The sequence below is a fragment of the Streptomyces beihaiensis genome (assembly GCF_026274175.1).
Lineage (GTDB): Bacteria > Actinomycetota > Actinomycetes > Streptomycetales > Streptomycetaceae > Streptomyces > Streptomyces beihaiensis.
In genome coordinates, this window is sequence record NZ_JAPHNL010000263.1 from 14,160 (window position 1) to 40,116 (window position 25,957).

At 69.3% G+C, this 25,957-nt stretch carries 26 protein-coding genes; 25 read left to right on the forward strand and 1 reads right to left on the reverse strand.

The window, feature by feature from the left end; all coding sequences use genetic code 11:
• Window positions 1-738: a TetR/AcrR family transcriptional regulator gene (locus tag OFY01_RS20660; protein WP_266602090.1), complete on the reverse strand. Its 738-nt coding sequence runs from the start codon at window positions 736-738 to the stop codon at window positions 1-3.
• A 135-nt stretch (window positions 739-873) separates the two neighbouring features.
• On the opposite strand from OFY01_RS20660, the gene OFY01_RS20665 reads away from it, so the two are divergent.
• From OFY01_RS20665 to OFY01_RS20780, 25 genes are all read left to right on the forward strand, one after another.
• Window positions 874-2,430 (forward strand): DHA2 family efflux MFS transporter permease subunit, encoded by a 1,557-nt coding sequence (locus OFY01_RS20665; RefSeq protein WP_266602092.1) that lies wholly within the window; start codon window positions 874-876, stop codon window positions 2,428-2,430.
• A 349-nt stretch (window positions 2,431-2,779) separates the two neighbouring features.
• Entirely contained in the window at window positions 2,780-4,135 is a 1,356-nt protein-coding gene (locus OFY01_RS20670; protein ID WP_266602094.1) for an acyltransferase, read from the forward strand.
• Between the two features lie 146 nt (window positions 4,136-4,281).
• The gene (locus OFY01_RS20675) at window positions 4,282-4,530 is read left to right on the forward strand and encodes an acyl carrier protein (RefSeq protein WP_266602096.1); all 249 of its coding nucleotides are present in this window, start codon (window positions 4,282-4,284) and stop codon (window positions 4,528-4,530) included.
• Window positions 4,527-5,606, forward strand: a complete 1,080-nt coding sequence (locus tag OFY01_RS20680; RefSeq protein ID WP_266602098.1) for a beta-ketoacyl synthase N-terminal-like domain-containing protein — start codon at window positions 4,527-4,529, stop codon at window positions 5,604-5,606. Before OFY01_RS20675 ends, OFY01_RS20680 begins: the two co-directional genes overlap by 4 nt.
• Before the next feature lie 108 nt (window positions 5,607-5,714).
• A complete protein-coding gene (locus OFY01_RS20685) occupies window positions 5,715-6,965 on the forward strand; it encodes a beta-ketoacyl-[acyl-carrier-protein] synthase family protein (protein ID WP_266602100.1) in 1,251 nt (416 codons plus the stop codon).
• A 47-nt stretch (window positions 6,966-7,012) separates the two neighbouring features.
• Window positions 7,013-7,852, forward strand: a complete 840-nt coding sequence (locus tag OFY01_RS32665; RefSeq protein ID WP_407700390.1) for an aldo/keto reductase — start codon at window positions 7,013-7,015, stop codon at window positions 7,850-7,852.
• 128 nt (window positions 7,853-7,980) lie between these two features.
• The gene (locus OFY01_RS20690; RefSeq protein WP_266602102.1) at window positions 7,981-9,141 is read left to right on the forward strand and encodes a nucleotide disphospho-sugar-binding domain-containing protein; all 1,161 of its coding nucleotides are present in this window, start codon (window positions 7,981-7,983) and stop codon (window positions 9,139-9,141) included.
• 9 nt (window positions 9,142-9,150) lie between these two features.
• A complete protein-coding gene (locus tag OFY01_RS20695) occupies window positions 9,151-9,909 on the forward strand; it encodes an NAD-dependent epimerase/dehydratase family protein (RefSeq protein WP_266602104.1) in 759 nt (252 codons plus the stop codon).
• The gene (locus OFY01_RS20700) at window positions 9,906-10,880 is read left to right on the forward strand and encodes a Gfo/Idh/MocA family protein (protein ID WP_266602106.1); all 975 of its coding nucleotides are present in this window, start codon (window positions 9,906-9,908) and stop codon (window positions 10,878-10,880) included. Before OFY01_RS20695 ends, OFY01_RS20700 begins: the two co-directional genes overlap by 4 nt.
• Entirely contained in the window at window positions 10,877-11,830 is a 954-nt protein-coding gene (locus OFY01_RS20705) for a 3-oxoacyl-[acyl-carrier-protein] synthase III C-terminal domain-containing protein (RefSeq protein ID WP_266602108.1), read from the forward strand. Before OFY01_RS20700 ends, OFY01_RS20705 begins: the two co-directional genes overlap by 4 nt.
• Window positions 11,827-12,627, forward strand: a complete 801-nt coding sequence (locus OFY01_RS20710; RefSeq protein ID WP_266602110.1) for a hypothetical protein — start codon at window positions 11,827-11,829, stop codon at window positions 12,625-12,627. Before OFY01_RS20705 ends, OFY01_RS20710 begins: the two co-directional genes overlap by 4 nt.
• A 13-nt stretch (window positions 12,628-12,640) precedes the next feature.
• On the forward strand, window positions 12,641-13,105 hold the full coding sequence (locus OFY01_RS20715) for a MarR family winged helix-turn-helix transcriptional regulator (RefSeq protein WP_266602112.1): 465 nt from the start codon (window positions 12,641-12,643) through the stop codon (window positions 13,103-13,105).
• 10 nt (window positions 13,106-13,115) lie between these two features.
• Window positions 13,116-13,973 carry an NAD(P)H-binding protein gene (locus tag OFY01_RS20720; RefSeq protein WP_266602114.1) on the forward strand — a complete coding sequence of 286 codons (858 nt, stop codon included), beginning with the start codon at window positions 13,116-13,118 and terminating at the stop codon, window positions 13,971-13,973.
• 237 nt (window positions 13,974-14,210) lie between these two features.
• The gene (locus OFY01_RS20725) at window positions 14,211-15,686 is read left to right on the forward strand and encodes an FAD-dependent monooxygenase (RefSeq protein ID WP_266602116.1); all 1,476 of its coding nucleotides are present in this window, start codon (window positions 14,211-14,213) and stop codon (window positions 15,684-15,686) included.
• Between the two features lie 50 nt (window positions 15,687-15,736).
• Window positions 15,737-16,063, forward strand: coding sequence for a TcmI family type II polyketide cyclase (locus OFY01_RS20730; RefSeq protein ID WP_266602118.1), 327 nt, complete (start codon window positions 15,737-15,739; stop codon window positions 16,061-16,063).
• On the forward strand, window positions 16,060-17,328 hold the full coding sequence (locus OFY01_RS20735; protein ID WP_266602120.1) for a beta-ketoacyl-[acyl-carrier-protein] synthase family protein: 1,269 nt from the start codon (window positions 16,060-16,062) through the stop codon (window positions 17,326-17,328). Before OFY01_RS20730 ends, OFY01_RS20735 begins: the two co-directional genes overlap by 4 nt.
• Window positions 17,325-18,557 (forward strand): ketosynthase chain-length factor, encoded by a 1,233-nt coding sequence (locus OFY01_RS20740; RefSeq protein WP_266602122.1) that lies wholly within the window; start codon window positions 17,325-17,327, stop codon window positions 18,555-18,557. The genes OFY01_RS20735 and OFY01_RS20740 overlap by 4 nt, the downstream gene beginning before the upstream one ends.
• A gap of 34 nt (window positions 18,558-18,591) precedes the next feature.
• Entirely contained in the window at window positions 18,592-18,861 is a 270-nt protein-coding gene (locus OFY01_RS20745; RefSeq protein ID WP_266602124.1) for an acyl carrier protein, read from the forward strand.
• A 17-nt stretch (window positions 18,862-18,878) separates the two neighbouring features.
• Window positions 18,879-19,664 carry a 3-oxoacyl-ACP reductase FabG gene (gene fabG, locus OFY01_RS20750; protein WP_266602126.1) on the forward strand — a complete coding sequence of 262 codons (786 nt, stop codon included), beginning with the start codon at window positions 18,879-18,881 and terminating at the stop codon, window positions 19,662-19,664.
• A 26-nt stretch (window positions 19,665-19,690) separates the two neighbouring features.
• Window positions 19,691-20,638 carry an aromatase/cyclase gene (locus OFY01_RS20755; RefSeq protein ID WP_266602128.1) on the forward strand — a complete coding sequence of 316 codons (948 nt, stop codon included), beginning with the start codon at window positions 19,691-19,693 and terminating at the stop codon, window positions 20,636-20,638.
• Window positions 20,639-20,641: 3 nt separating this feature from the next.
• Window positions 20,642-22,126 (forward strand): FAD-dependent monooxygenase, encoded by a 1,485-nt coding sequence (locus OFY01_RS20760; protein ID WP_266602130.1) that lies wholly within the window; start codon window positions 20,642-20,644, stop codon window positions 22,124-22,126.
• 78 nt (window positions 22,127-22,204) lie between these two features.
• Window positions 22,205-22,969 carry an SDR family oxidoreductase gene (locus OFY01_RS20765; protein ID WP_266602132.1) on the forward strand — a complete coding sequence of 255 codons (765 nt, stop codon included), beginning with the start codon at window positions 22,205-22,207 and terminating at the stop codon, window positions 22,967-22,969.
• A gap of 115 nt (window positions 22,970-23,084) precedes the next feature.
• Window positions 23,085-23,657 carry an NADPH-dependent FMN reductase gene (locus OFY01_RS20770; protein WP_266602134.1) on the forward strand — a complete coding sequence of 191 codons (573 nt, stop codon included), beginning with the start codon at window positions 23,085-23,087 and terminating at the stop codon, window positions 23,655-23,657.
• Between the two features lie 4 nt (window positions 23,658-23,661).
• The gene (locus OFY01_RS20775; protein ID WP_266602136.1) at window positions 23,662-24,375 is read left to right on the forward strand and encodes a 4'-phosphopantetheinyl transferase family protein; all 714 of its coding nucleotides are present in this window, start codon (window positions 23,662-23,664) and stop codon (window positions 24,373-24,375) included.
• On the forward strand, window positions 24,368-25,957 hold the full coding sequence (locus OFY01_RS20780) for an acyl-CoA carboxylase subunit beta (protein ID WP_266602138.1): 1,590 nt from the start codon (window positions 24,368-24,370) through the stop codon (window positions 25,955-25,957). The genes OFY01_RS20775 and OFY01_RS20780 overlap by 8 nt, the downstream gene beginning before the upstream one ends.

Here is a 25,957-nt window from a genome sequence, read left to right on the forward strand (position 1 = left end):
TCAGGCGAGGCGGGCGAGAGTGGCCGCGATGCTGTCCAGCACCAGGTCGAGTCCGTAGTGGAAGCGTGCCTCCGGCTTCATGTCCGGGGTCATGGTCTCGGTCAGCACCCGGGTGAACATCGGGTACTGACCGGTGGCCACCAGCTGCTTGGCGTACGGCCTGCTGCGACGCATCCACTCCGTCATGTCCATCTTGGTCCTGCGCGCTTCCTCCAGCCATCCGACTTCGTTGCGCACGAAGCTCTCGACATAGCTGTTGTACAGGCCGATGAGGCTGAGCAGCTCGTCGACCTGGAGGTCGAACTCGGCGAGCGTACCGAGCACGAACTCCTGCTGGCGCAGCGAGTTGGGCCCCCAGATCGGGTGGCCGTGGGTCCAGGCGGTGGCGAGCCAGGGGTGGCGTAGCCACAGGGCGCGCTTCTCGTCGGCCGCCGCCACCAGCGAGGCGCGCCAATCGGCGCCCGGTCGTTCCGGGAGCCGGGTCTCGCCGATCACCTCGTCGACCATCAGCTCGACGAGGTCCTCCTTGCTGGGGACGTAGTAGTAGAGGGACATCACGCCGGCGCCGGTCTCGGCCGCGATCCGACGCATGGAGGCCGCCTCCTGGCCCTCCGCATCGGCGATCTCGACGGCCGCTCGCACGATCTGGGCGCGGCTCAGAGTCCGCTGTGCCCGCGCGGTCCGCCGGTTCGCCGGCTCCGGGCGCATCCAGATGCTCGGGGGTTCACTCGCGTTCATCGCACGCTCCGCTCTCTCTTTCGTACAGCGTACCAATTGTGCTACTCTCATCTTCGTACGCTGTACGAAAGAGCTCGACCGAGGATGCGAGGCGTCATGGCAGACGGAGATGTCGTTGCGACCGGGACTCCCCCCATGGCGTCGGCCGGACCGGTGCCGAAGCACCGCGGTTTCGGGGTGCTGGCGGTACTGCTCGGTCTGACGCTCGCGATGCTGGACCAGGTCATCGTGGGCACGGCGCTACCGACGATCGTCGGCGAACTCGGGGGGCTCAACGAACTGTCCTGGGTGGTGACGGCCTACCTGGTGGCCAGCGCGGCGGCGATCCCGATCTGGGGCAAGTTGAGTGACCTCTACGGCCGTCGAGGCACCTTCATCACCACGATCGCCGTCTTCCTGGTCGGTTCTGTGCTCTCGGGCCTGGCGCAGAGCATGACCCAGATCATCGCCTTCCGCGCACTGCAGGGTTTGGGCTCGGCCGGCCTGATGGTCGGCACCTTCACGCTCATCGGTCATCTGGCGACCGGCCCGGCCGACCGGATCCGGATGCAGACCATGATCGGCATCGTCATGCCGCTCGCCATGGGCACCGGGCCGATGCTCGGCGGCCTGCTCACTGAACACGCCGGCTGGCGCTGGTCGTTCTTCATCAACGTTCCACTGTGTCTGGTCGCTCTCGCGGCCAGCGCTGTGGGGATCCCGCCGACCCCCCGCCGTTCCAAGGTCAGGATCGATCTGCTCGGCAGTACGCAGCTCACCAGCGGCATCGTGGCGCTGACCCTGCTGCTCAGCTGGGCGGGTACCCGATACGCGTGGGACTCGGCCCCGATCATCGGGTTGGGCGTGGCCGCCGTCGTCCTGCTGGCCACGCTGCCGCTGGTCGAGCGGCGGGCCGTGGAGCCGATCCTGCCCCCCCGGCTCTTCCATGCCCGCGACTTCACCCTCGCCCAGGTGTTGGGTCTGCTGGTGGGCGCCGGTCTGCTCGGTGTCCTGGTGTACTTCCCGCAGTACTTGCAGCAGGTACTGCACGTCTCACCCACTACCAGCGGACTACTGCTGCTGCCGTTCTTGATCGGCGCGATCACCATGGAGCTGGTCGTCGCCCGTCTGGTCGTCCGGACCGGTCCGCTGAGGCTCTATCCGGTCGTCGGCGCCATTGTCGCGGTGGTCGGCGTCCTGTTGCTCCTGCTGCTGGGTAAGGGAACCGGCCTCGTCGCCGCCACTCTGCTGCCTCTGCTGGCCGGACTCGGCATCGGTGTGCTGATGCAGAGTTCGCTGATCATCTCGTTCGCCTGCCAGACGGATCAACGCAATCTCGGTGCGGCGAGCGGAATGATCAACCTGTTCCGTACGGTCGGCGGATCATTGGGCGTCGCCCTGCTCGGCTCGCTCTACACGACCCGACTGGAGCACGTCCTCACCAGCCGACTCGGCGCGAAGACCGGCCACGCGCTCGGCGCGGCCAGCGGCCAGAGCTCTCCCGCCGAGATCCGTGCCCTGCCCGCGCGAATCCGCGAGGCGTTCCAGGCCGCCGTCGTGTCGGGCCTGCACAGCGTGGTCATCGGGATGACCGTGATCGGGGTGCTGGCACTGGTGACGTCATTCTTCTTCCGCCGCCGCCTGAACGTGCCCGGCCGGCCCGGCGAAAGCCGCGACCGGAATGACGCGCTGTCCGCGCCCCGTGCCGGATAGCCGTCGACGCGCCGACCCGAGCACGTACGCCCGCCGTGGATCGTGATCCACGGCGGGCGTACGTGCTTCTCACGGCGACGCCGCGGTTTCCGGTCCGGCCTGGACGCCTGCTGTCGGCGGCCGCCGTACCGGCCGACTGAATAGCGGAGATTTAGCGAAATCTTAGTCAAGGAGCGCTTGAGTTCTTTCGCATATTCGAAGAGGCTGCTGTGCGAGGCAGGGCGAACCTTTGTTTTAATTTTCCGCAGGATTGAGACATCGGGCAATTCAAAGGGGTTCTGTCCGGCCACTTCCGGAGCGGGTCGCAGCTGACCGCATAGACGCATCCGTCTATGAACCAGGAGAATGCATGAGCACTCGGGTACGGCTGCGTGAAGCATGGACGATCACATCGGGTGAAGCGCGGGACACCGTCGTACAGTGCGGCTCGACCGACACGACGTACGTCGAGCGTTATGTGCCGGTCGCGTTCTTCTTCGAGCGAACGGTGAACGAAGAGCGCCTGGCGGAGGGGCTTCGCCGTGCGCTCGGCCTCGTGCCGGTCTTCGGGGGTCGGCTCCGAGCCGACGGCGACACGCTCGAGATCGTCTGCTCCGATGCCGGAGTGCCCATGACGGTCCTCGATGTCGATGCGTCTCTCGGTGACGCCATCCAGGAGGCGACGCATCCGGACTGGGGTCTGATCGACCGGGTCGACGTCATGAGCGAACCTCTGGAACTGCGCCCGCTCCTGACGGTGCGGGTATGCCGGTTGGCCGACGGTGCGACAACTCTGGGGTGCACGTGGAACCACTCAGTGGGCGACATGGGCAGCTTCATGCAGTTCATTCGCGTCTGGTCGGCACTCGTCGAAGGGACAGCACCCCCGGAGGTGCTCATGGTCGATGACCGGGAAGGCTATCTGGACCGTGTCCTGCCGCAGGAGGATTCCGGACAGCCGGTCTGCCAGCCGCCGAGTCCGGACGAGTCGGCGGGACAGGGGCGCACGATGCCCCTCATGCGGGAGGACAACGGAACCGTTCAGGTCTACTTCGGCGATGACGAGGTGCGCCGGATGCGGCACCTCTTCGGCGACGCCCGCTCACGCCCCCTCTCATCGAACGACGTGCTCTGCGCACACCTGGCGACCGCGTTCCGGGGCATGGAGGCGAATCCCGTTCCTTGGAACCTGTCGATACCCGTCGACCTCCGGTTTCGTCTCGGCGTGCCGACCGGGTTCCTCGGCAATCTCGTCCAGTCCATGTTCCTCCCGTGTCCGCCGAAGGGAACGGCCGACGTACTCGCGGCGCACATTCGGTCCGGGTTGGACGACTTCATGCAGTCACATCGCTGCATGCGTTCCGATCGCGCCTTTGTCGGACCCGTCGGACGATCCCGCTTCCACCGTTGCACCTCGGCGACCTTCGACCCTCCGCACCGGACCTTCATTGTGACCAACTGGACCCGTGTGGGCGTGTACGACGTCGCATTCGACGGGCAGTACCCGGCCTTCTTCAGCCCGGTGGTCAGTTCCCGTGCTCCGCTGTCGTGGTTCGGCTTCCTCACCAGAGGGTTCGGTGGTACGGGATTCCTGCTCACCGCGGTGGTCCCGGCACGACTCGCCGAACACCTGCGGAGTCCGGAAGGCCGAGCGGCGATCCACCACTTCGAAGATCCGGCAGCGGAACGTCCGGCACGCGCTGTCCTCGCGCCAGACGTCGCCTGACGGCGGACGACAGCCGGATTTAGCGTTCGCACGTACCGAACTAGTGAAAGCATAGGATTCTTCGGCTTGAATTTAACCGGAGTTGCGAAGAGGCTGTTGGATAACATCCGGTGAAGTGGTTCGAGTGATTTGAACTGGAGGCGGGCATGGCGGTTGTGACGCCAGACGAAAAGCAGCTCATCAAGGGAATCGTCTGCGACATTCTGGAACTCGAAGGAGACGAGATCGCTGATGACAGTCTGTTCGTCGAGGACCACGACGCCGATTCGATGAGGCTGATCGAGATACTCTCCTCTCTTGAACTGAACCTCAGGGTGACCATCGAGCAGTCGGAACTCCCTCGAATGGTGAACCTCCGAGGGGTTTACGAGGTCATCGGGAACATCACTCGATGAACAAGGTCGATTCGGCGAGTTCCGGGCTCGCCATCAGCGGGTGGGCGGTAACGTCGCCCTACGGCATCGGCCGGTCGGTGTTCTCCGAAGGACTGGCCGCCGGGCGGGGCACAGAGCGGGCCATCGAGCAGGGACAGGGGCCGGCCGGGACGGCATGCCTGGTTCCGGACTTCGACTCCCGGGCCGTTCTGGGCAAGAAGGGCACCCGGATGATGAACCGGGTGACAGGGATGGCGGTCTCGACCATTGGGGATCTGCTGCGGGAACTGGGCAGCGACCGGCTCGATCCGGACACGACCGGACTGGTTGTCGGGACGACCGTCGGGAGCGCACAGAGCACCATCGACTTCACGCGTGGCTCGCTCACCGGCGAGCGGCCCTTCCACGTCGAGCCGGGCCTCATCCCGTACGCGGTGATGAACGGAGCGGCCGGACAGTGTGCGATCTGGCACGGGGTCAAGGGGCCGAACGCCACACTGGCCGCCGGCCGGTCCGCCGGCCTGCTCGCGCTCAACTACGCCCGTCGGCTCCTGCTCACCCGCCGGGCCGGAACCGTACTGTGCGGTGCCGCCGAGGAGTACTCGGTGGCCCGTGCCTGGATCTCCGAGCACAGCGCCGGAACCGATGCCCCCGGCGCTGTGCTCGGTGAAGGTTGCGCGATGTTCGCGCTGACAGCCGATCCCACGGACGAGCCGCCGCTCGCCACCTTGCTCGCCGTGAAGGCGACGACCTGCAGTGACGGGGACTGGTATACGACCGTCCGCCGCTGCGTCGAGCAGGCGACGGCCGCGGCCGGCGTGCGCCCCTCGGATGTGTGGATGGCCAGTCCGTCCGGCGCCGCCGGACCGGCCGGGCACGCCGAGCGTGCCGCGCTGGGCGACCTCTTCGACCTCGGTGACCGGCTGGTCTGCGTCACCGAGCTGATCGGAGAGACGCACGCCGCGTCCGGGGCTCTGCAGCTCGCGGCGGTGCTCAGCCTGGCCGAGCAGAACCCTGAGTCCGCCGAGCTACCGGCGGTGGTCACCTCGATCGACGAGAGCGGCACCGTGGTGGCCTGCCTGGTGAGGCTGGGCTGAGCCGTCCCCGTGCCGCTGACCGGTCCTTGCGGCGGTGTCCCCGTTGTATCGCGTAGTTGAGATGCCCAAGACCCCTGCTCGGGGCAGGCATGGGAGGTTGGAACGGACATGGGTGACGTGCTTGCCGCGCATTCGCGGCCTGCCAGTGACCGAGTGGTGATCACCGGGCTGGGCGTCTTCTCCAGTATCGGTATCGGTGTGGAGGAGTTCGCCGAGGGACTACGGGACGGCCGCAACGGCGTCTCGCCGATCTCGGTGTTCGACACGACGGGGTTCGCACACGCCAACGGCTGCGAGCTGCCCGGCTTCAAGCCGGAGGAGTGGCTGGAACGCTGGTCTGCGGAGCAACTCGGCAGGACCAGCCAGTTCGCCGTCGCGGCGGCCCGGATGGCGGTGCGCGACGCCGGGCTCACGGACGCCGCGCTGCGTGAGCGGCGGGTGCAGATCTCGGTCGGCACCACCGACGGCGAGTCTCAGGATCTGGACCACTTGGCCCAGACCTGGGTGGAGTCCGGGCCGCAGGACTGGGACCCGGAGGTGGCCCGACGGGTCGGAGCGGGACGGCTGTCGGCCGCCATCGCCTGGGAGTTGGGGCTCTCCGACGCCGAGGCGCTGACCCTGGCCACGGCCTGTTCGGCGGGCAACTACGCGATCGGCATGGGATTCGACGCGATTCGGGTCGGTGACGCGGACATCGCACTGTGCGGTGGGGCGGATGCGATGTGCCGCAAGTCCTTCACAGCCTTCTACCGGCTGGGCACCATCGCACCGGACTTCTGCCGGCCGTTCGACCGGGACCGTCAGGGAATCCTGACCGGCGAGGGCTCCGGCGTGCTGGTGCTGGAGCGTCTGGACTCCGCCCTCGCCCGCGGGGCGCAGATCTACGCCGAGGTACTCGGATACGGCATGAGCTGTGACGCCTACCACCCGGTGCAGCCCGAGCAGTCGAGCATCGCGCGCTGCATGCGCTCGGCCCTCTCGGACGCCGGCGTCCGGCCCGAGGAGGTGGACCTCGTCTCCGCCCACGGCACCGGAACGAAGACCAATGACGTGACCGAGTCCCGGGCGATTCGCGAAGTCTTCTCCGGGATGCCGCCGCGCACGGTCTCGCTGAAGTCCATGCTCGGCCACACCATGGGAGCGGCCAGCGCGCTGGGGGCGATCGCCTGCTCATTGGCCATCACCCACGGATTCATCCCGCCGACGATCAACCACCGGGAGACCGACCCCGAGTGCGAGATCGACTGCGTGCCCAACGAGTCCATCCCCGCCGATCTGCGGGTGGTGCAGAACAACGGCCTGGCCTTCGCGGGCAACAACGCGGTTGTCGTGCTGGGCAAGCACCAGCCCGCGGCGTGACGTCCGTCGACGGCGTTCGCGCCGACCGGTGGAGAAGGGCATGCCCGATGAAGTATTCCGTACGGGGCAAGACCGGCCTGAGGGTCTGCGAACTCTGCTTCGGCGTCGGCACCTGGGGAGCGTCGAAGGCGGTGGCGAGCCGGCTGATCGGTCTCTGCACCGAAGCGGGCGGCGATTTCCTGGCCACCGCCCCTGTGTACGGCGGCGGCCGGTCGCAGACGTACCTCGGTGAACTGCTGTCCGAACGACGACACGAGTTCGTGCCGGCGACGAAGTACAGCGCGATGGCCGGACAGGCAGACGTGAGCTCGGCGGGCCACCACCGCAAGAAGCTCGTCGACTCAGTCGAGGCGAGCCCGCGGCGTCTGAAGACCGACCACGTGGACCTGCTGTGGCTGCACGCACGTGACGGCTTCACGCCCGTCGAGGAGGTCGTGCGGGCCCTGGACGACCAGGTGAAGGCCGCAGCGAAGGTGCTGGAGCGCGAGCTCCTCCCGATGGCGCGGAGCTGTGAGGTCAGTGCGTTCGCCCCAGAACCCCTGTCGGGAGGGCGGCTGACCGGCACGCACGTACGCCGGGACGGGGCGCCTCAGCGCGCAGAACCGGGCGGGAGAGACCCGGCGCGACGGGGAGATCGTCCGCGAGGTGGCCGAGATCGCTGCCGAGGGAGGGTGGACGGCTGCCCACCAGGTCGCCCTCGCCCGGCCGCGCAACCGTCCCGCAGCGGTGCGCCCGGTCCTCGGCGCGACCACCGAGGTCCAGCTGCGCGACGACCTGGCGAGCTTGAACATACGGCTGAGCGGGGCGGAATTCACCCGCCTCGACGAGGTGAACCGGATCGCCCTCTGCGCCCCTCCACGAGCAGCTGCGCCTCCCCGAGTTCATGACCCCCTGCCACAGCGACCGCCGGCAGAGCACCACCGATCTGCACGGCCGGAGTCTGGCGGATCTGCGCTGAGGAGCGGACCGCGAACGCGGCTCCGACGGGACGACCTTCACGGAATCAGGAGTATTGATGCGCATCCTCTTCGTTGCCGCCGGCAGCGTCGCCACCGCGTTCGCGCTCACCCCGGTCGCGACAGCCGCGCGCAACGCGGGCCATGCCGTCATCATGGCCGCCAACGACGATGTGATCCCGGCGATCACGGGCGTGGGCCTGCCCGCGTTCTCGGTCTCGTCGCAGCCGATCGGCCGCTTCGTCAACACGGACAGGTCGGGCCGCCCCACGCAGATACCCGCGGTGCCGAGCGAGCAGATCCCGTTCACCGGACGCTGGTTCGGACGGATGGCCGCCGCCTGGCTCGGCCCGCTCGTCGAGCTGGCCCGCGACTGGCGCCCCGACGTCGTCGTGGGCGGCACGATGTCGTACGCCGCCGGTCTCCTGGCCGCCCGGCTCGGCATCCCGTACGTACGCCACGCCTGGGACGCGATCGAGGCGACCGCGATCGACCACGGGGCGGTCGAGGAGCTCGCTCCGGAACTGGCCGAACTGGGACTGGAGTGGCTGCCGGAGCCGGAGTTGTTCATCGACGTGTGCCCGCCGAGCCTGCGGCCCGCGGACGCCCACCCGGCGAAGCGCACCATGGAGATTCGGTGGGTCCCCGTCAACGGGCAGCGGCAGCTTGAGCCTTGGATGCTGGCCCGGCCCGAGGCGCCGCGGCTGTGTCTGACCACCGGCAGCCGGGTGGCGCACGATGCGGGCGAGCACGACGTCCGGCGCCGGGCGTACGAAGTTCTGCGTTCCCAGGCGATCGCCCTCAAGGAGCTGGACGTCGACCTGGTGGTGGCGGCCCCGGACAAGGTCGGCGAGGCCCTGCGGGCGGAGGTCCCCGGCGTGCGGGCCGGATGGGTACCGCTCGACGTGCTGGCACCCACATGCGACGTGATCGTGCACCACGGAGGGGGCACCACGAGTCTGACGGCGATGGCCGCCGCCGCGCCACAGGTGTCCGTTCCCCAGGGCGGTGTCCCGAATCTGGGCGCGCAGCGGCTGTCCCGGTACGGCGCCGCCATCACTCTGTTCGACACCGACGTATCGACGGAAGCGATCGTCGAGGCGTGCCGGGAGGTCCTGAGCGATTCCTCGTACGCCGACCGCGCCCGCACGCTCTCCCTGGAGATCGCCGAACTCGCCCCGCCCGCCCGAGCGGTGGACGCCATGGCCGAGCTGGTCTAGGAGGAGCGCATGGAGATCATCGGTCGGGGATTCCTCGCCGGTCACCTGGCGCCGCTCGCCGACGAGCACGCGGGCGCGGTCGCACTGGCCGCCGGTGTCTCATGGGCGAGCGGCACATCCGCCGCCGACTTCGAACGCGAGCGCCGTCTGTTCCGCCAGGTGATGGAGCGTTGCCGGGCGTCGGGCCGGACACTGGTCTTCTTCTCCACGGCCTCGGCCGGCGTCTACGGTGCCGACCGGCCCGGCCGTGAGGACGACGTCCTCACGGCCCGTAGCGCCTACGGGGAGAACAAGCTCGGCATGGAACAGGAGTTGCGCGACTCAGGGATCGACTTCCTGGTGCTGCGGCTGAGCCATGTCGTCGGCTCCGGCCAGCCGGCTCACCAGTTGCTCCCCACGCTGGTACGGTCCCTCGGCGCCGGACAGATCGTGATTCAGCGGCGTGCCACCCGTGATGTGATCGACGTCGGCCACGTGGTCACCGTCCTCGATCTGCTGCTGCGCCGCGGAATCCGACGGGAGACCCTCAATGTGGCGACGGGTACGGCCGTGTCCGTGGAACGCATCGTCGACCACCTGGAGTTCCGGCTCGGCGTCTCGGCCGACAGGCGGTACGTGGACGCCGGGACGTCGCACCTCGTATCGGTCGACAAGCTGCACTCGCTGCTGCCCGAGGTGGCCGGGTTCGGCTTCGGCCCGGACTACTACCGGACGGCGCTCGACGGCTACCTGGCCGGGACGCGGGCCAGTACGGAGCCGACCCCGTGACGCCGCCGGTGCGGATCGGCGTCATGGGCTGCGCGGACATCGCCCGGCGTCGGATGCTCCCGGCGATGTCGGCGGCGGACGACATCGAGGTCGTCGCAGTGGCCAGCAGGACCGGCCCGACGGCGCGGGAGGTGGCGGGCGTGTACGGCTGTCGCTCGGTCGCCGGGTACGACGCGTTGCTGGCGCTTGCCGAGGTGGACGCCGTGTACATTCCGCTGCCCCTGGCCCTGCACGCGCGATGGGCCGAGCGGGCCTTGCGCGCCGGGCGGCACGTCCTGGTGGAGAAACCGTTGACCGCGGATCCCCGGGAGACCCGTCGGCTGCTGGACCTGGCCTCCTCGCGAGGACTCGTCCTGATGGAGAACGTGATGTTCGTCCATCATCGCCAGCACGACGCTGTCCGTCGCCTCGTGCGGCGTGGAGCCATCGGCGAACTGCGCTCGTTCCACGCCGAGTTCGCTGTTCCACGCCTCCCTGACCAGGACATCCGGTACCAGCCGGAGTTGGGCGGTGGGGCGCTGTGGGACATCGGTCTCTACCCGCTGCGGGCCGCGACGCACTTTCTCGGCGACGACCTGGAGGTGGTCGGCGCGGCGCTCGGCGCGAGCCCGGGCCGTCGCGTCGACACCTCGGGAGCGGTGCTGCTGCGCCGGCGGGACGGCGTCACGGCACAGCTGTCCTTCGGGCTCGAACACGCCTACGCCTCCCGGTACCAGCTGTGTGGCAGCACCGGACGCATCCAGGTGGATCGCGCCTTCACACCGCCCTCCGACCACGTTCCGGTGATCCGGGTCGACAGAGGCACCGGCAGCCGGGAAGTACCACTGGTGCCGGACGATCAGGTACGCAACAGCCTCAGCGCCTTCACGGCAGCGGTGCGCACGGGGAAGGCGGACGACGCGGTGGTCCACAGCTGCATACGCCAGGCCGGTCTGCTGGCACTGGTGAGTGAAGGAGGTTCTTGGAAATGATCACCCTGGAAGCGGTCGAATCCTTCTTCCCCGACCGTACGGTCACGGTGGAGGAGCGGGCGGCCGAACTCGGGCTCAACCCCGCGCAGACACACATGTTCCGCAGGATTCACGGACTCGACCGGATGCGGCACGACCCGGATCTGAGTCTGCGCGACCTGGTGCTGCCGGCGGCCAAAAGAATCCTGAAGCGGATCGATCCCCGGTCCGTGCGCTATCTCATCTACTGTCACGCGCTCCATGGCGGCCGCAGCGTAGGGCCGAGGACCGCGCAGGACATCAAGCGGGCTCTGGGCCTGGAGAAGGCGACCACGTTCGCCCTGACCCAGCAGAACTGCGCCATCGCGCTCAGCGCGATCGATGTCGCCGGCGCCCTGCTCCGGGCCGACGGGGATCCCGAGGCCCGAGCCCTGGTGGTGACGGGCGACAAGCCCCGCCACCGGGCGGCACAGCTGGTGATGAACACCTGTGTCGTCGGGGACGGTTCCGCTTCCGCACTGGTGGCCTGGAACGGTTCGGGAACCGCTGTCCGCTCCTTCGTGACGAGGACGAGGGGCGAGTTCTCGGACGGCATGATGAGCTCTCCCGCGCTGATCAGGGCCGAGTCCGAGATGCGGCCGCGCCTCATGCTCGAGGTGATGAGCGAGGCAGCGGACCGGGCGGACTGCACGCTGGACGACATCCAGGTCGTCATCGCGCCCAATCCGAACACCACTCTCTGGCAGGACACGATCAAGGACGAGGCGCTGCGCGGCAAGTTCTTCTTCGAAAACATCCCGCGCTACAGCCATTGCCTCGCCTCGGACGTGCTCATCAACTACGCCACCCTGGGTGAAGAGAAACGCTTCGAACCGGACCGTCCCGCCATGTTCGTGGCGATCGGAGTCGGCATGACCTTCTCCGCCATGGTCTTCACACCGTCGTCGAACACTGGGGGACCCCGGTCATGACGTTGCGACTGCTCACCGCCGTGTCCGTTCTGAAGCCTTCCGTCCCGAACACGGTGTCGTCCCCTCCGGCGGCCTCCGGCGACGACGCCGTCGTCGCGGTCGGCGAGGCACCGGAGCACGAACCGGCCGGGCCGCCTGCCCCGGCGGGCCACACCCGGCTGGTCGACCTGTTGGCCGAACAGCTGCCCGAGTCCGTGATGGGGCCGGACCTGGTGCTGCTCACGTACGCGCGGCCGGAGGACAGCGGCTTCAAGACGGTGGCCTCCTACCTGAACCTGCGGACGGGCGGTGACGCGCACAGCTTCGCGCTCTGCGGACAGGACCTCGGCGCCCCCTTCAGCGCGCTGCGGGTGGCCGACGCGTACGAGCGGACCGGGCAGAGCTCGAAGTCGCTGCTCGCCGTCCTGGACTGCGCCCCGACCGACGCCGCCGAGCGGTTCGACGGTGCGCCCGCCGATTCCGGGGTCCTGCTGGCCTTCGACACCAGCCCGGGCCCCGGCACCGTCGACACCGTCGTCTCCGTCGGGAGCACTGAACTGGCCGCCCGCCTGGCCAAGTTGGTGCCGGACAGCGGGCGCCTCCTGGTGGTGCTCGGGCCAGGAGTCGATCCTGGCGCCGTCCCCGCGCAGGGCGCGGATCCGCACACCTGTTCGGAGGGCTACGCCACCGGCGTGTGGTCGGCGCTGGCACAGCACTGGACGCAGTGGCAGAGCACCTATCCGGTGGTCGTCCTGTGCGCCACCGAGCCCGATTCCGGCACGAGTCATCTGCTGGTGCTGCGTGCCGCGGCAGAGTAGCGAAGGAGAGGCCATGGAATTCACCGATGCCCAGCTTGCCCAGCAGCCGGTCGGCTACTGGACCGGAGCCGTCCGGGCGGCGGTCGTCCAGTACATCAACGGCAGGCTGGGGGAACTCGGGCTGACGCAGCCTCACTGGTGGTCGATCTACCAGCTGGGAGAGAGCCGTAGCCGGTTGACTCGCGACGAACTGCTGGAGCGGGTCTCGCGGCAGCGGCCGTACGTGGACGTCTCCACGCTGGGACCGGCTGTCGACGACCTGCTCGGCTCCGAGCAGCTCAGGGTGGACGAAGCGGGACGGCTGAGCCTCACCGAGACCGGCACCGCCCTGCGGGACCGGGTACTGGCCCTGCTGCCCGAGGTGCGCGCGCAGATCCATGACGGCATCAGCGAGGAGGACTACGTCTTCGTCGTCAAGGTGCTGCGCCGCATGCTCGGGAATATCGGCGGCGACACGGGCTTCGATCAGGCGCTATGAGGAGAACGCTGTGACGATTCTGGTGACCGGAGTCCGTGGGAACGTCGGGAGCGGGGTGGCCCGAAAGCTGGCGGCCGCCGGCCTCCCGGTCAGGGGTACGGCGCGTGACCCGGCGGCGCCGGGACTGCCGGACGGCGTCGAGGTCGTACAGGCCGACCTGGCCCGGCCGCATACGCTCCGAGAGGCGCTCAAGGGCGTCGAGAAAGTGTTCCTGTACACCGTTCCCGAGGGCATCGACGGCTTCGTCGACGCCGCCGGCGTCGCGGGTGTCCAGCATGTGGTGCTGCTCTCGTCGATCGCCGTGACCTGGGCGGACCGGGACCGTAACCCGATCGCCCTGATGCACCTCGGAGTTGAGGAGCCGCTGCGGAAGTCGGGGATGGGCTGGACGTTCCTGCGGCCCGAGGCCCTCGCCACCAACGCGCTGGCCTGGGCGGGCCAGATCAGGTCCGAAGGCGTCGTGCGCTGCCCCTACCCGGGCTCGTACACGTCGCCGATCCACGAGGAGGACATCGCCGACGTGGCGGTCCGGGTGCTCACCACGGACGGCCACCGATCCGCCGCCTACTCGCTGACCGGCCCGCAGACGCTGACCCAGCGGGAACAGGTATCGCTCATCGGGAAGGTTCTGGGCCGCCCGACGCGGTTCGAGACGATCCCGGTGGACGCGGCCCGAGCGGCTATGGAGGGCAGCTACCCGGCCGACGTGGTGGAGACCGTTCTGGCCGCTCAAGCGATGACCGACGGCCGGCCGGCCACGGTGCTCGACACCGTCGAAGCCCTGACCGGTCGCCCCGCGCGGACGTTCGCGACCTGGGCGGCCGACCATGCCGCCGACTTCCGGCAACCACGGGCCTACGCGAATTAGTGCGGACTGACGTCGACCTAGCGAAAGCTTAGAGCGTTCTCGCTTGTACTTGTCCGCGCCCCCGAAGAAGCTGTTCATCAGCGTCCGGTGACGCGATTTCAGAGAAACTCCGAATTCCAGCCGCCGGTGTGAGACGGCCACCTGCAATATCGTCCCTGAATTCTTGAGACATGGCGATTCCGCATGCCCGCTGCCACCCGGAGACCCCGCTTGCTCGAACGACGGAAGGACATGGGAATGGACGCGCAGGTCATAGTCGTAGGCGCCGGCCCCGCGGGGCTCATGCTCGCCGGTGAACTGCGACTCGCGGGAGTCGAGGTCGTCGTTCTCGAACGCCTGGCGGAACCCACCGGCGAGTCCCGCGGTCTCGGCTTCACGGCGCGCACCCTGGAAGTGTTCGACCAGCGCGGGCTGCTGTCCCGGCTGGGTGACATCGAGATCACCGACTTGGGTCACTTCGGCGGACTGCCCGTGGACTTCAGCCTTCTCGGGTCCGCGCACTCAGGCGGCGTCAAGGGTGTTCCCCAGGCTGTGACCGAGGCCATGCTGGAGAAGTGGGCGGTCGAGCTCGGGGCGGACCTCCGCCGCGGCCACGAGGTGCTCTCCTTCGCTGACGAGGGCGAGTACGTCGAGGTCGAGGTCGGCTCCCCGGACGGGCCCCGACGGCTGCGAGCCGCCTATCTCGTGGGGTGCGACGGCGGGCGGAGCACCGTCCGCAAGGCCGCGGGATTCGACTTCCCCGGCACCGACTCCACCATGGAGATGTTCCTGGCGGACGTGCGGGGCTGCGACATCGCCCCGCGTCCGATCGGCGAGACGGTGCCCGGCGGGATGGTCATGGCCGGCCCGCTGGACAACGGCCTGGTCCGGATCATCGTGTGCGAGCGGGGGACCCCGCCGCGCCGGCGGACCGAGCCGCCCTCCTGGGAAGAGGTCTCCTCGGCCTGGCATCGGCTGACCGGCCAGGACATCAGCGGTGGCACCCCGGTCTGGCTCAGCGCGTTCGGGAACCCTGCCCGACAGGTGACGCAGTACCGTCGCGGACGCGTGCTGCTCGCCGGTGACGCCGCACACATCCACCTGCCCGCCGGCGGCCAGGGTATGAACACGAGCGTCCAGGACGCCGTGAACCTCGGCTGGAAGCTCGCGGCGACGGTGAAGGGAACCGCTCCCGAGGGACTCCTGGACACCTATCACGAGGAGCGGCACCCGGTCGGTCGCCGACTGCTGATGAACACCCAGGCGCAGGGCCTGCTGTTCCTCAGCGGAGCGGAGATGCAGCCGCTGCGAGACGTGATGAGCGAGCTGATCGCTTTCGACAACGTCAGTCGCCACCTGGCCGGGATGGTCAGCGGGCTGTCGATCAGATACGAACTCGGCCCCGGTGACCACCCGTTGCTGGGCCTTCGGATTCCTCACGTGGACCTGGACGGCGAGTCCGGCAGGACCAGCACGACCGAGCTGCTCCACCCGGCACGGGGTGTCCTGCTGGACCTCGCCGACAACGCCGCCCTGAGATCGGCGGCCGAACCGTGGTCGGACCGGGTGGACGTCGTCACAGCGACCGTGCACGGGCCGGCGGACCAGAACCCGCTCGCGTCGACCGGCGCCGTCCTCGTCCGCCCCGATGGACATGTCGCGTGGACCGCCCCCGGACCTGTCCCGCCGGCCGAGGCGCTGGCCCGGTCCTTTGGCGCCCCAGGTTCTCGTTGACGAGCCTCAGCCCCGGCAACGCTTCGGGGCCCAGCCAAGGAGACAACACTATGCACAGCACCCTGATCGTTGCTCGGATGAGCCCCGGCGACGGTGACGACGTCGCCAAGCTGTTCTCGGATTTCGACGCCACCGACATGCCCCACCTGATGGGCACTCGCCGCCGCCAGCTGTTCTCGTACCGGGGCCTGTACTTCCACCTGCAGGACTTCGACGCGGAGGACGGCGGTGAGGCGATCGAGGCGGCCAAGACGCACCCGTCGTTCGTACGGATCAGCGCCGACCTCAAACCCTTCATCCAGGCCTACGACCCCGACACCTGGCGCTCACCGGCGGACGCGATGGCACAGCGCTTCTACCACTGGAGCGCACGGTGAGACGACGGGTCGTCATCACCGGCATCGGTGTCATGGCACCGGGCGGTACAGGCGTCAAGAACTTCTGGAGCCTGCTGAGCGAGGGTCGGACCGCCACCCGGGGCATCACCTTCTTCGATCCCGCTCCGTTCCGTTCCCGGGTCGCCGCGGAGATCGATTTCCATCCGGAGGACCAGGGCCTCACGCCGCAGGAGATCCGGCGGATGGACCGGGCCGCGCAGCTCGTGGTGGTCGCCGCGCGTGAGGCGGTGGCCGGCAGCGGGCTCGCCCCGGACACCATGGATCCCCACCGGACGGGCGTCACCATCGGCAGCGCCGTCGGCGCGACCACGGGGCTCGACCAGGAGTACCGGGTCGTCAGCGACGACGGCCGACTGGAGCTGGTCGACCACCGGTACGCGGTACCGCACCTCTACGGCCACTTCGTCCCCAGCTCCTTCGCCACCGAGGTCGCCTGGGCAACCGGGGCGGAGGGCCCCAGCACGGTGGTCTCCACCGGCTGCACGTCCGGCCTCGACGCCATCGGCCACGCCGTGGAGCTGATCCGTGAGAACAGCGCCGACGTGATGATCGCCGGCGCGACGGATGCTCCCATCTCCCCCATCACGATGGCCTGCTTCGACGCGATCAAAGCCACCACCCCGTACAACGACGAACCCGGGCAGGCGTCCCGGCCCTTCGACCGGACCCGCAACGGGTTCGTCCTCGGCGAGGGCGCCGCGGTCCTCGTCCTGGAGGAACTCGGCCGGGCGCAGCGGCGTGGGGCGCACATCTACGCGGAGATCGGCGGATACGCGTCCCGGTGCAACGCCTTCCACATGACGGGGCTGCGCCCCGACGGACGGGAGATGGCCGAGGCCATCAGGGCCACCCTGGAGGAGGCCCGGCTGAACGCCTCGGACATCGACTACGTCAACGCCCACGGCTCCGGCACCAAGCAGAACGACCGCCACGAGTCCGCGGCCTTCAAGCGCAGCCTCGGTGAGCACGCTTACCGCGTTCCGGTCAGTTCGATCAAGTCGATGATCGGGCACTCGCTCGGCGCCATCGGATCCCTCGAGATCGCCGCTTGTGCGCTGGCCATGGCGGAGAACGTCATCCCCCCGACCGCCAATCTGCACAACCCCGACCCCGAGTGCGATCTCGACTACGTACCGATATCCGCCCGGGAAGCCCGACTCGACCAGGTGCTCAGCGTCGGCAGCGGCTTCGGCGGCTTCCAGAGCGCCATGGTGCTCACCCGTCCCGAGAGGAACACGGCATGACCGCGTCCGTCGTCGTCACCGGACTCGGCATCGCCGCCCCCAACGGGTTGGGGGCGGCGGACTACTGGGCCGCCACCCGAAAAGGCCACAGCGGCATCGGCCCTGTGACCCGCTTCGACCCGAGCGCATATCCCGCCCGGCTGGCGGGCGAGGTGCCGGGATTCGTCGCGGCCGACCACCTGCCCGGCCGGCTGCTCCCCCAGACCGATCACATGACCCGGCTCGCCCTGGTGAGCGCCGACTGGGCCCTCCAGGACGCCGGGATCCGGCCGGACGGACTCCCGGAATACGCGGCGGGGGTGGTCACCGCGAGTTCGGCCGGCGGCTTCGAGTTCGGCCAGAACGAGTTGCGGGCACTGTGGAGCAAGGGCAGCCAGTATGTCAGCGCATACCAGTCCTTCGCGTGGTTCTACGCCGTCAACACCGGTCAGATCTCGATCCGGCACGGGCTGCGCGGGCCCAGCGGGGTGCTGGTCAGTGATCAGGCCGGCGGGCTGGACGCGATCGCACACGCACGGCGTCAGATACGGCGCGGCAGCCAGGTGATCGTTTCCGGAGGCGTCGATGCCTCCATCTGCCCCTGGGGCTGGGTGGCGCAGCTGACCAGCGGGCGGTTGAGCACCGACGACGACCCGGCCACGGCCTACCGGCCGTTCGACGCCGGGGCGAGCGGCCACGTGGCAGGCGAGGGTGGCGCTCTGCTCGTCCTGGAGGACGAACAGGCGGCCCGGGCCCGCGATGCCCATATCTACGGCCGGATCACCGGTTACGGCACCACGTTCGACCCCAGGCCCGGAAGCGGCCGTGAGCCGGGACTGCGCCGGGCCATCGAGATCGCGCTCCGGGACGCCGCACTGACACCCGGCGACATCGACGTCGTGTTCGCCGATGCCGCGGCGGTCCCCGAACTCGACCACATCGAGGCCCGGGCCCTCACGGAGGTGTTCGGCCCCCGGGACGTACCGGTCACAGCGCCGAAGTCGATGACAGGGCGGCTGAACTCCGGGGCCGGACCGTTGGACGTGGCGACCGCGCTGCTGGCCATCCGGGACGGTGTGATCCCGCCGACCGTGAACGTCTCGCCCCACGCCGACTACGACCTCGACCTGGTCATCGGGCAGGAGCGAGCGACAGAGCTGCGCTCGGCCCTGGTCGTGGCACGCGGGTTCGGCGGCTTCAACTCAGCGCTGGTGGTGTCGGACGCGGCACCGAAGGCCCGGACCTCATGACGTACCCCATGACATTCAGAAAGGACACAAGGCCATGGCGAGCACCGAGTTCACCATCGACGACCTGAGGCGCATCCTCCGCGAGGGCGCGGGGACCGAGGAGGGCGTCGACCTCGACGCGGACATCCTCGACGTCGCGTTCGAGGAGCTGGGCTACGAATCACTGGCGTTGCTGGAGACGTGCGGGCGGATCGAGCGCGAGTACGGCATCGCCCTGGACGACGACGCCCTGGCCGAGGCCCAGACGCCACGTGCTCTGCTCAAGCTCGTCCACGGCCACCTCGTGACCGTCCACGCCGGCTGATCGACACAGGAGAAGACATGCCTCAGCAAGAGCAGCGGGTGGCCCTGGTCACCGGTGCCACCAGTGGAATCGGTCTCGCCGTGGTGCGGACCCTCGCGGCTCAGGGACACCGGGTGTTCCTCTGCGCACGCAACGCGGAGAACGTGAAGACCACCGTCGAGGAACTGCTCGCGGAGGGCCTGGACGTCGACGGGACCAGCTGCGACGTACGTTCGGCCGAGGAGATCAAGTCCTTCGTGGCCGCCGCCGTCGCACGCTTCGGCCCGGTGGACGTCCTGGTCAACAACGCCGGTCGCAGCGGCGGCGGGGTCACCGCCGAACTGACCGACGAGCTGTGGGCGGACGTGATCAACACCAACCTCAACAGCGTGTTCCTGGTCACGCGCGAGGTTCTCACCAGCGGCGGCATGCGCGAGAAGACCGGCGGCCGGATCATCAACATCGCCTCCACCGCGGGCAAGCAGGGCGTCGTCCTGGGGGCGCCGTACTCGGCGTCCAAGCACGGCGTCGTCGGCTTCACGAAGGCGCTCGGCAACGAGCTGGCGCCGACCGGCATCACCGTCAACGCGGTCTGCCCGGGCTATGTCGAGACCCCCATGGCGGAGCGTGTCCGACAGGGGTACGCGGCCGCGCTCGAGATCTCCGAGGCGGCCGTCCTCGAAAAGTTCCAGGCCAAGATCCCGCTCGGTCGCTACTCGACCCCCGAGGAGGTCGCCGGACTGGTGAGCTACCTGGCCTCGGACACCGCCGCCTCGATCACCGCGCAGGCACTCAATGTCTGCGGAGGCCTTGGCAACTACTGAGCAGCACCCGAGCGCAAGGAGGCACCATGTCCGACGGAGAGATCAGCCGGGTGGAACACGCCATCGAGGTGGACGCGCCGGCATCCGACGTGTACCGCCTGCTGACGGAGGTGGAGAACTGGCCGCGGCTCTTCCACCCGACCATCCATGTGCAGCACGTCGAGCGAGGTGAGCACACCGAGCGGATAAGAATCTGGGCCACGGCGAACGGCGAGGCCAAGAGCTGGACGTCCCGCAGGGAGCTCCATCCCGAGCAGCTGCGCATCGACTTCCGCCAGGAGGTCTCCGCCCCGCCGGTGGCGGCCATGGGCGGGGCGTGGATCATCGAGCCGGTCTCCGACGGCACCTGCCGGGTCCGGCTGCTGCACGACTACCGGGCTGTGGACGACGAAGCGGAGAGCCTCGCCTGGATCGATCAGGCGGTGGACCGCAACAGCCGGTCCGAGCTGGCCGCGCTGAAGGCCAATGCCGAGCTGCTGGTCGGTTCCCCGGAAGACCTGCTGCTGTCCTTCCAGGACTCGGTGCGGATCGACGGATCGGCCAAGGACGTCTACGACTTCCTGGACCAGGCCGACCGCTGGACCGAGCGGCTGCCCCACGTGGCCAAGGTCGAACTGACCGAGGAGACCCCCGGGCTGCAACTGCTGACGATGGAGACGCGAGCCAAGGACGGCTCCACACACACCACCACCTCGGTGCGCGTCTGCTTCCCGCACGAGCGGATTGTCTACAAGCAGACCGTCGTCCCCGCCCTGATGACCCTGCACACCGGCTACTGGCTGCTGGAGGAGGACGACTCGGGCGTCATCGCGACCTCCCAGCACACGGTGGTCGTCAACGTCGAGAACATCCCCGCGGTCCTCGGTGACAAGGCCGGTGTCGCGGACGCCCGCCAGTACGTGCAGGGCGCGCTGAGCGCCAACAGCCGGGCCACCCTTGGTCACGCCAAGGCCTACGCCGAGCGTCGGGTCTGACCCATGTCCGAGTCGCAGACAGACGTCCTTGTGGTCGGGGCCGGGCCGGTCGGACTGATGCTCGCCGGTGAGCTACGGCTCGGCGGGGCCCGCGTGGTCGTGGCCGAGCGGCTGCCCGCGCCGACCACGCAGTCCCGGGCCTCCACTCTGCACGCCCGCACCATGGAGCTCCTCGACCAGCGCGGCCTCATAGCGGAGTTGGGCGAAGTCGCCCGCGACGACACGGGGCACTTCGGCGGCATACCGCTCCCCCTCGGCGTGCAGCCGAGCCGGTACGCCGGGCTGTGGAAGGTCCCGCAGACCCGGATCGAGGAGATCCTCGGCGTATGGGCGACCGGCCTGGGGGCCGAGGTCCGCCGCGGCTGTGAACTGACCGCTCTCGACCAGGACGGCGCGGCCGTGACCGCCGTCCTGCGCGACCAGGACGGCTCGACGGCCCGGCTGCGCGCTCGCTACGCGGTCGGATGTGACGGGGAGAAGAGCACTGTCAGAGGGCTGGCCGGGTTCGAGTTCGTCGGGACCGCCGCCGGCCGGGAGCTGCTGCGCGCCGACGTGGCGGGCATCGACGTGCCCAACAGGAGATTCCAGCGGCTGCCGCGGGGGCTCGCCATCGCGGCTCGCCGCCCGGACGGCGTGACACGCGTGATGGTGCACGAGTTCGGCCGGCCCGCGGCGGCTCGGCGCGCGGAGCCGGACTTCGACGAAGTGACCGCCACCTGGGCACGCGTCACCGGTGAGGACATCAGCCGGGGCACGCCCGTATGGATCAACTCGTTCGGCGACGCCAGCCACCAGGTGACGCGGTACCGGCGCGGCCGTGTGCTGCTGGCCGGCGATGCCGCGCACGCGCAGATGCCCGTCGGCGGTCAGGCCCTCAACCTCGGCCTGCAGGACGCGGTCAATCTGGGCTGGAAGCTGGCGGCGACGGTCCGCGGCCGGGCACCCGCGGGCCTCCTCGACACGTACCACGAGGAACGGCATCTGGTCGGCTCCCAGGTGCTGTCCGACATTGCCGCCCAGGCGACGCTCCTGCTCGGCGGGCCCGAGGTGGAGCCGATCCGCTCCGTCATGAGCGGCCTGCTCGAACTCGAAGCGGTGCGCGACCGGTTGGGATCCGGGATCAGCGGGGTCGGGATCCGGTATCCGATGGAGGATGCCGGCCATCCGCTCCTGGGAGCACGTCTGCCGCACGCCGAACTGATCACCGAGGCGGGCGCGTCCACCACCGGCGCGCTGCTGCGCTCCGGGCGGGGGCTTCTGCTGGAACTGGAACCCCGCTCGTCCGACCGAGAAGACCTGCGGACCGTCGCGCGGGGCTGGGCCGACCGGGTGTGCGCGGTGACGGCGAGACCGCGACCTGGTGACCGCGCCGTGGCGACCCGTGCGCTGCTGGCCAGGCCCGACGGGCACGTGGTGTGGGCCGACGGTGGCGAGCGGCAGCTGCGGGGCGCGCTGACGCGCTGGTTCGGTCACCCCCTTCCCACTTGACGGTGACATCCCCATTCCGGCCGTGTTCCCGTGCGTCGCGCACGGGGTCGCCGGCCTCATTCGACGAGGAGAACTCCTGTGAAGCGACTTTCCGGCAAGACCGCCCTGGTGACGGGTTCGAGCCGCGGCATCGGCCGTGCGACGGCGATGCGCCTCGCCCGCGACGGGGCGACCGTCGCCGTGCACTATGCGAGCAACGCCGAAGCGGCGAAGGAGACGCTCTCCGCCATCGAGGCGGAAGGGGGGCGGGCCTTCCTGGTCCAGGCGGAGCTGGGCGTGCCCGGCGATGTCGACACCCTCTTCCAGGGCCTGACGGCGGGGCTGCGCGAGCTCACCGGGAAGGAGGAGCTGGACATCCTGGTGAACAACGCCGGGGTGATGGGCGGGGTCAAGCCCGAGGACCTCACGCCCGAGATCTTCGACCGGCTGGTCGCGGTCAACGCCAGGGCGCCGCTCTTTCTGACCCAGCGCGTTCTGACGGTCATGCCTGACGGCGGACGCATCATCAACATCGGTACGGGCCTGCTGCGTTACGCGAACCCGGACGAGATCGCCTACGCCATGAGCAAGGGCGCGCTCGACCAGATCAGCCTGCATCTCGCCCGGCTTCTCGGCCCGCGGAACATCACGGTCAACACCGTGTCGCCGGGCATCACCAACAACGGCAGCCCGGTCTTCGATGTCCCGGAGGCCCGCGAGTTCATGGCCAACATGAACGCCTTCAAGCGGATCGCCGAGCCCAGCGACGTCGGTGACGTCGTGGCCTTCCTCGCCTCCGACGACGCCCGCTGGGTCACCGGCACGTTCGTCGACGCCAGCGGCGGAACGCTGCTCGGCGGCTGAACGGCCGGACGGACCTCGTACGGGCCGACCGGAGAAGGCCGGCCCGTACTTCCCGTGCGGACGCGACTGTCGCGCACGCGCGTTCTTGCTCTGCTCGCCTCGTGACGGGAGAACCATGTCACCAGCACTTCTTCGCCTCGCCGTTGTCCTCGGAAGCACGCGTGAGGGACGCTTGTGTCCGGTGATCGCTTCCTGGTTCGCGGGTCAGGCCCGCCAGATCGACGCGTTCGAGGTCGATGTCGTCGATCCGGCCGACCTGGACGTTCCGGTGGCGCTGTCACCGCAGCCGCCCGAGTCGGTGCGGACGCTCGGGAAGCGGCTGGAGGCGGCCGACGCCTTCGTGATCGTCACGCCTGAGTACAACCACAGTTTCCCGGCACCCCTGAAGTCCCTCATCGACTGGCACTACGTCCAGTGGCGGGCCAAGCCGGTGGGGTTCGTCGCCTACGGAGGGCTGGCCGGGGGCCTGCGAGCGGTCGAGCAACTCAGGCTCGTCTTCGCCGAGTTGCATGCCACGACGATCCGGGACACCGTCAGCTTCCACAACGCGGGCGATCTGTTCGACGATGCCGGCGAGCTGCGGGAGCCGGCCGGCGCCACCGCCGCGGCCAAGGTCATGCTAGAGCAACTCACGTGGTGGGCCGACGCGTTGCAGAAGGCGCGGCGGGAACACCCGTATCAGCAGTGATCCGATGACAGTGCCGACCAAACCCTGCCCGCCATCCGCCTCCGCGTCGGCGCAGACGGTGGACCTCTGGTTCGTGCGGCCCGGACACGTCTCAGGCATGGACGGGCTGGGCGCACTCGACGAGAACGAGCGGCGACGGGCGGACGCCTTCCGGCGGCCCGCGGACCGCGCGCTCTACGTCTCGGCGCATCTGGCGCTGCGCCACCTGCTCGGGGCACGCCTCGACTGCGCTCCGCGGGAGGTACGCCTGGTCCGGGACCGAGGCGGTCGGCCGACTCTCGCCGGTGATCGACCGCCCGTTCACTTCTCGCTCTCCCACAGCGCCGGGCTCGCGCTGCTGGGGATCGCGCCCGTGCCGATCGGGGTGGACGTCCAGCGGATTCCTTCGCTGCCCACCGCCGACCTGTGCGGCATGCGCTTCCACCCGGTGGAGCGAGCCGAGTTGGCGTCCCAGCCGCAGTCTGCCAGGGCGAGGTACTTCACCTGGCTCTGGACGCGCAAGGAGGCCTATCTCAAAGGGATCGGCGTCGGTCTGCGACGTTCGCTGGCCGCCGACTATCTGGGCGCGGGCGGCCCCGCGGCGCCGGCCGGCCCGGCGGGCTGGACGGTGACGGACGCGCGGTGTGAAGACCGCTATGTGGCGTCCGTGGCTGTACTGACCCGGGCCTCGCTGTCCGTCACCACCCGCCGGCTTCCAAGGAGTGTCGACCATGACTGACGCCTCGCCCCCCACCGTGACGTCCACGGCGGGGACCGCGCGCCAACGAGTGGCGGAGCTGAAGGCTCTGCGCGACCAGGTCCTGCGCGGCCCGAGCGAAAAGGCCACCGAGGCACAGCACGCCAAGGGGAAACTGACGGCGCGTGAGCGCATCGAACTCCTGTTGGACGCGGGCTCGTTCCGCGAGGTGGAGCCGTTTCGCCGGCATCGGGCCACGGGGTTCGGGCTGGAGGGGAAGAAGCCGTACACCGACGGCGTGATCGCCGGCTGGGGCACGGTGTACGGGCGGACGGTGTTCACGTACGCGCACGACTTCCGGATCTTCGGGGGTGCGTTGGGTGAGGCGCACGCGCAGAAGATCCACAAGGTCATGGACATGGCCATCACGGCGGGCGCCCCGCTGGTCTCCCTGAACGACGGCGCCGGCGCCCGGATCCAGGAGGGCGTCACCGCCCTCGCCGGCTACGGCGGGATCTTCCAGCGCAACAGCCGTGCCTCGGGGGTGATCCCGCAGATCTCGGTGATGCTGGGCCCCTGCGCCGGTGGCGCGGCCTACAGCCCGGCATTGACGGACTTCGTGTTCATGGTCCGTGACACCTCGCAGATGTTCATCACAGGACCCGACGTGGTGCAGGCCGTCACCGGCGAGAAGATCTCCCAGAACGAGCTGGGCGGCGCGGACGCGCACTCGGCGGTGTCGGGAGTGTCGCACTTCGTGCACGACGACGAGCAGTCGTGCATCGAGGAGGTCCGCTTCCTGTTGTCGATGCTGCCGGCGAACAACCGCGAGCTGCCCCCCGCGGACATCAGCGACGACCCGGTGGACCGGCGCGGGGAGAGCCTGCTGGACCTGGTCCCCTCCGACGGGAACCGGCCTTACAACATGCGCGAGGTGATCAGGGAGATCGTCGACCACGGCGAGTTCCTGGAGGTCCACGAGCGCTGGGCCACCAACGTCGTCGTGGCGCTGGCACGGATCGAGGGGCATGTGGTGGGGCTGATCGCCAACCAGCCGCAGTCCCTGGCCGGCGTCCTGGACATCAACGCCAGCGACAAGGCCGCCCGGTTCGTGCAGATGTGCGACGCGTTCAACATCCCGCTGGTCACCATGCTGGACGTACCCGGGTTCCTGCCCGGCGTCGGCCAGGAGCACGACGGCATCATCCGCCACGGCGCGAAGCTGCTGTACGCGTACTGCAACGCCACCGTGCCGCGCGTCCAGCTGATCCTGCGCAAGGCCTACGGCGGCGCCTACATCGTCATGGACTCCCGCTCCATCGGCGCGGACCTCTCCTTCGCCTGGCCGACCAACGAGATCGCCGTGATGGGCGCCGAGGGCGCCGCCAACGTCATCTTCCGCCGCGACATCAACGGAGCCGATGACCCCGATGCGATGCGCGCGCAGAAGATCAAGGAGTACAGGACCGAGCTGATGCACCCGTACTACGCGGCCGAACGCGGTCTCGTCGACAACGTCATCGACCCCGCCGACACCCGCCCCGTCCTCGCCGCGGCCCTGGCCATGCTCCGCTCCAAACACGCCGATCTGCCCAGCCGGAAACACGGCAACCCACCGACATAG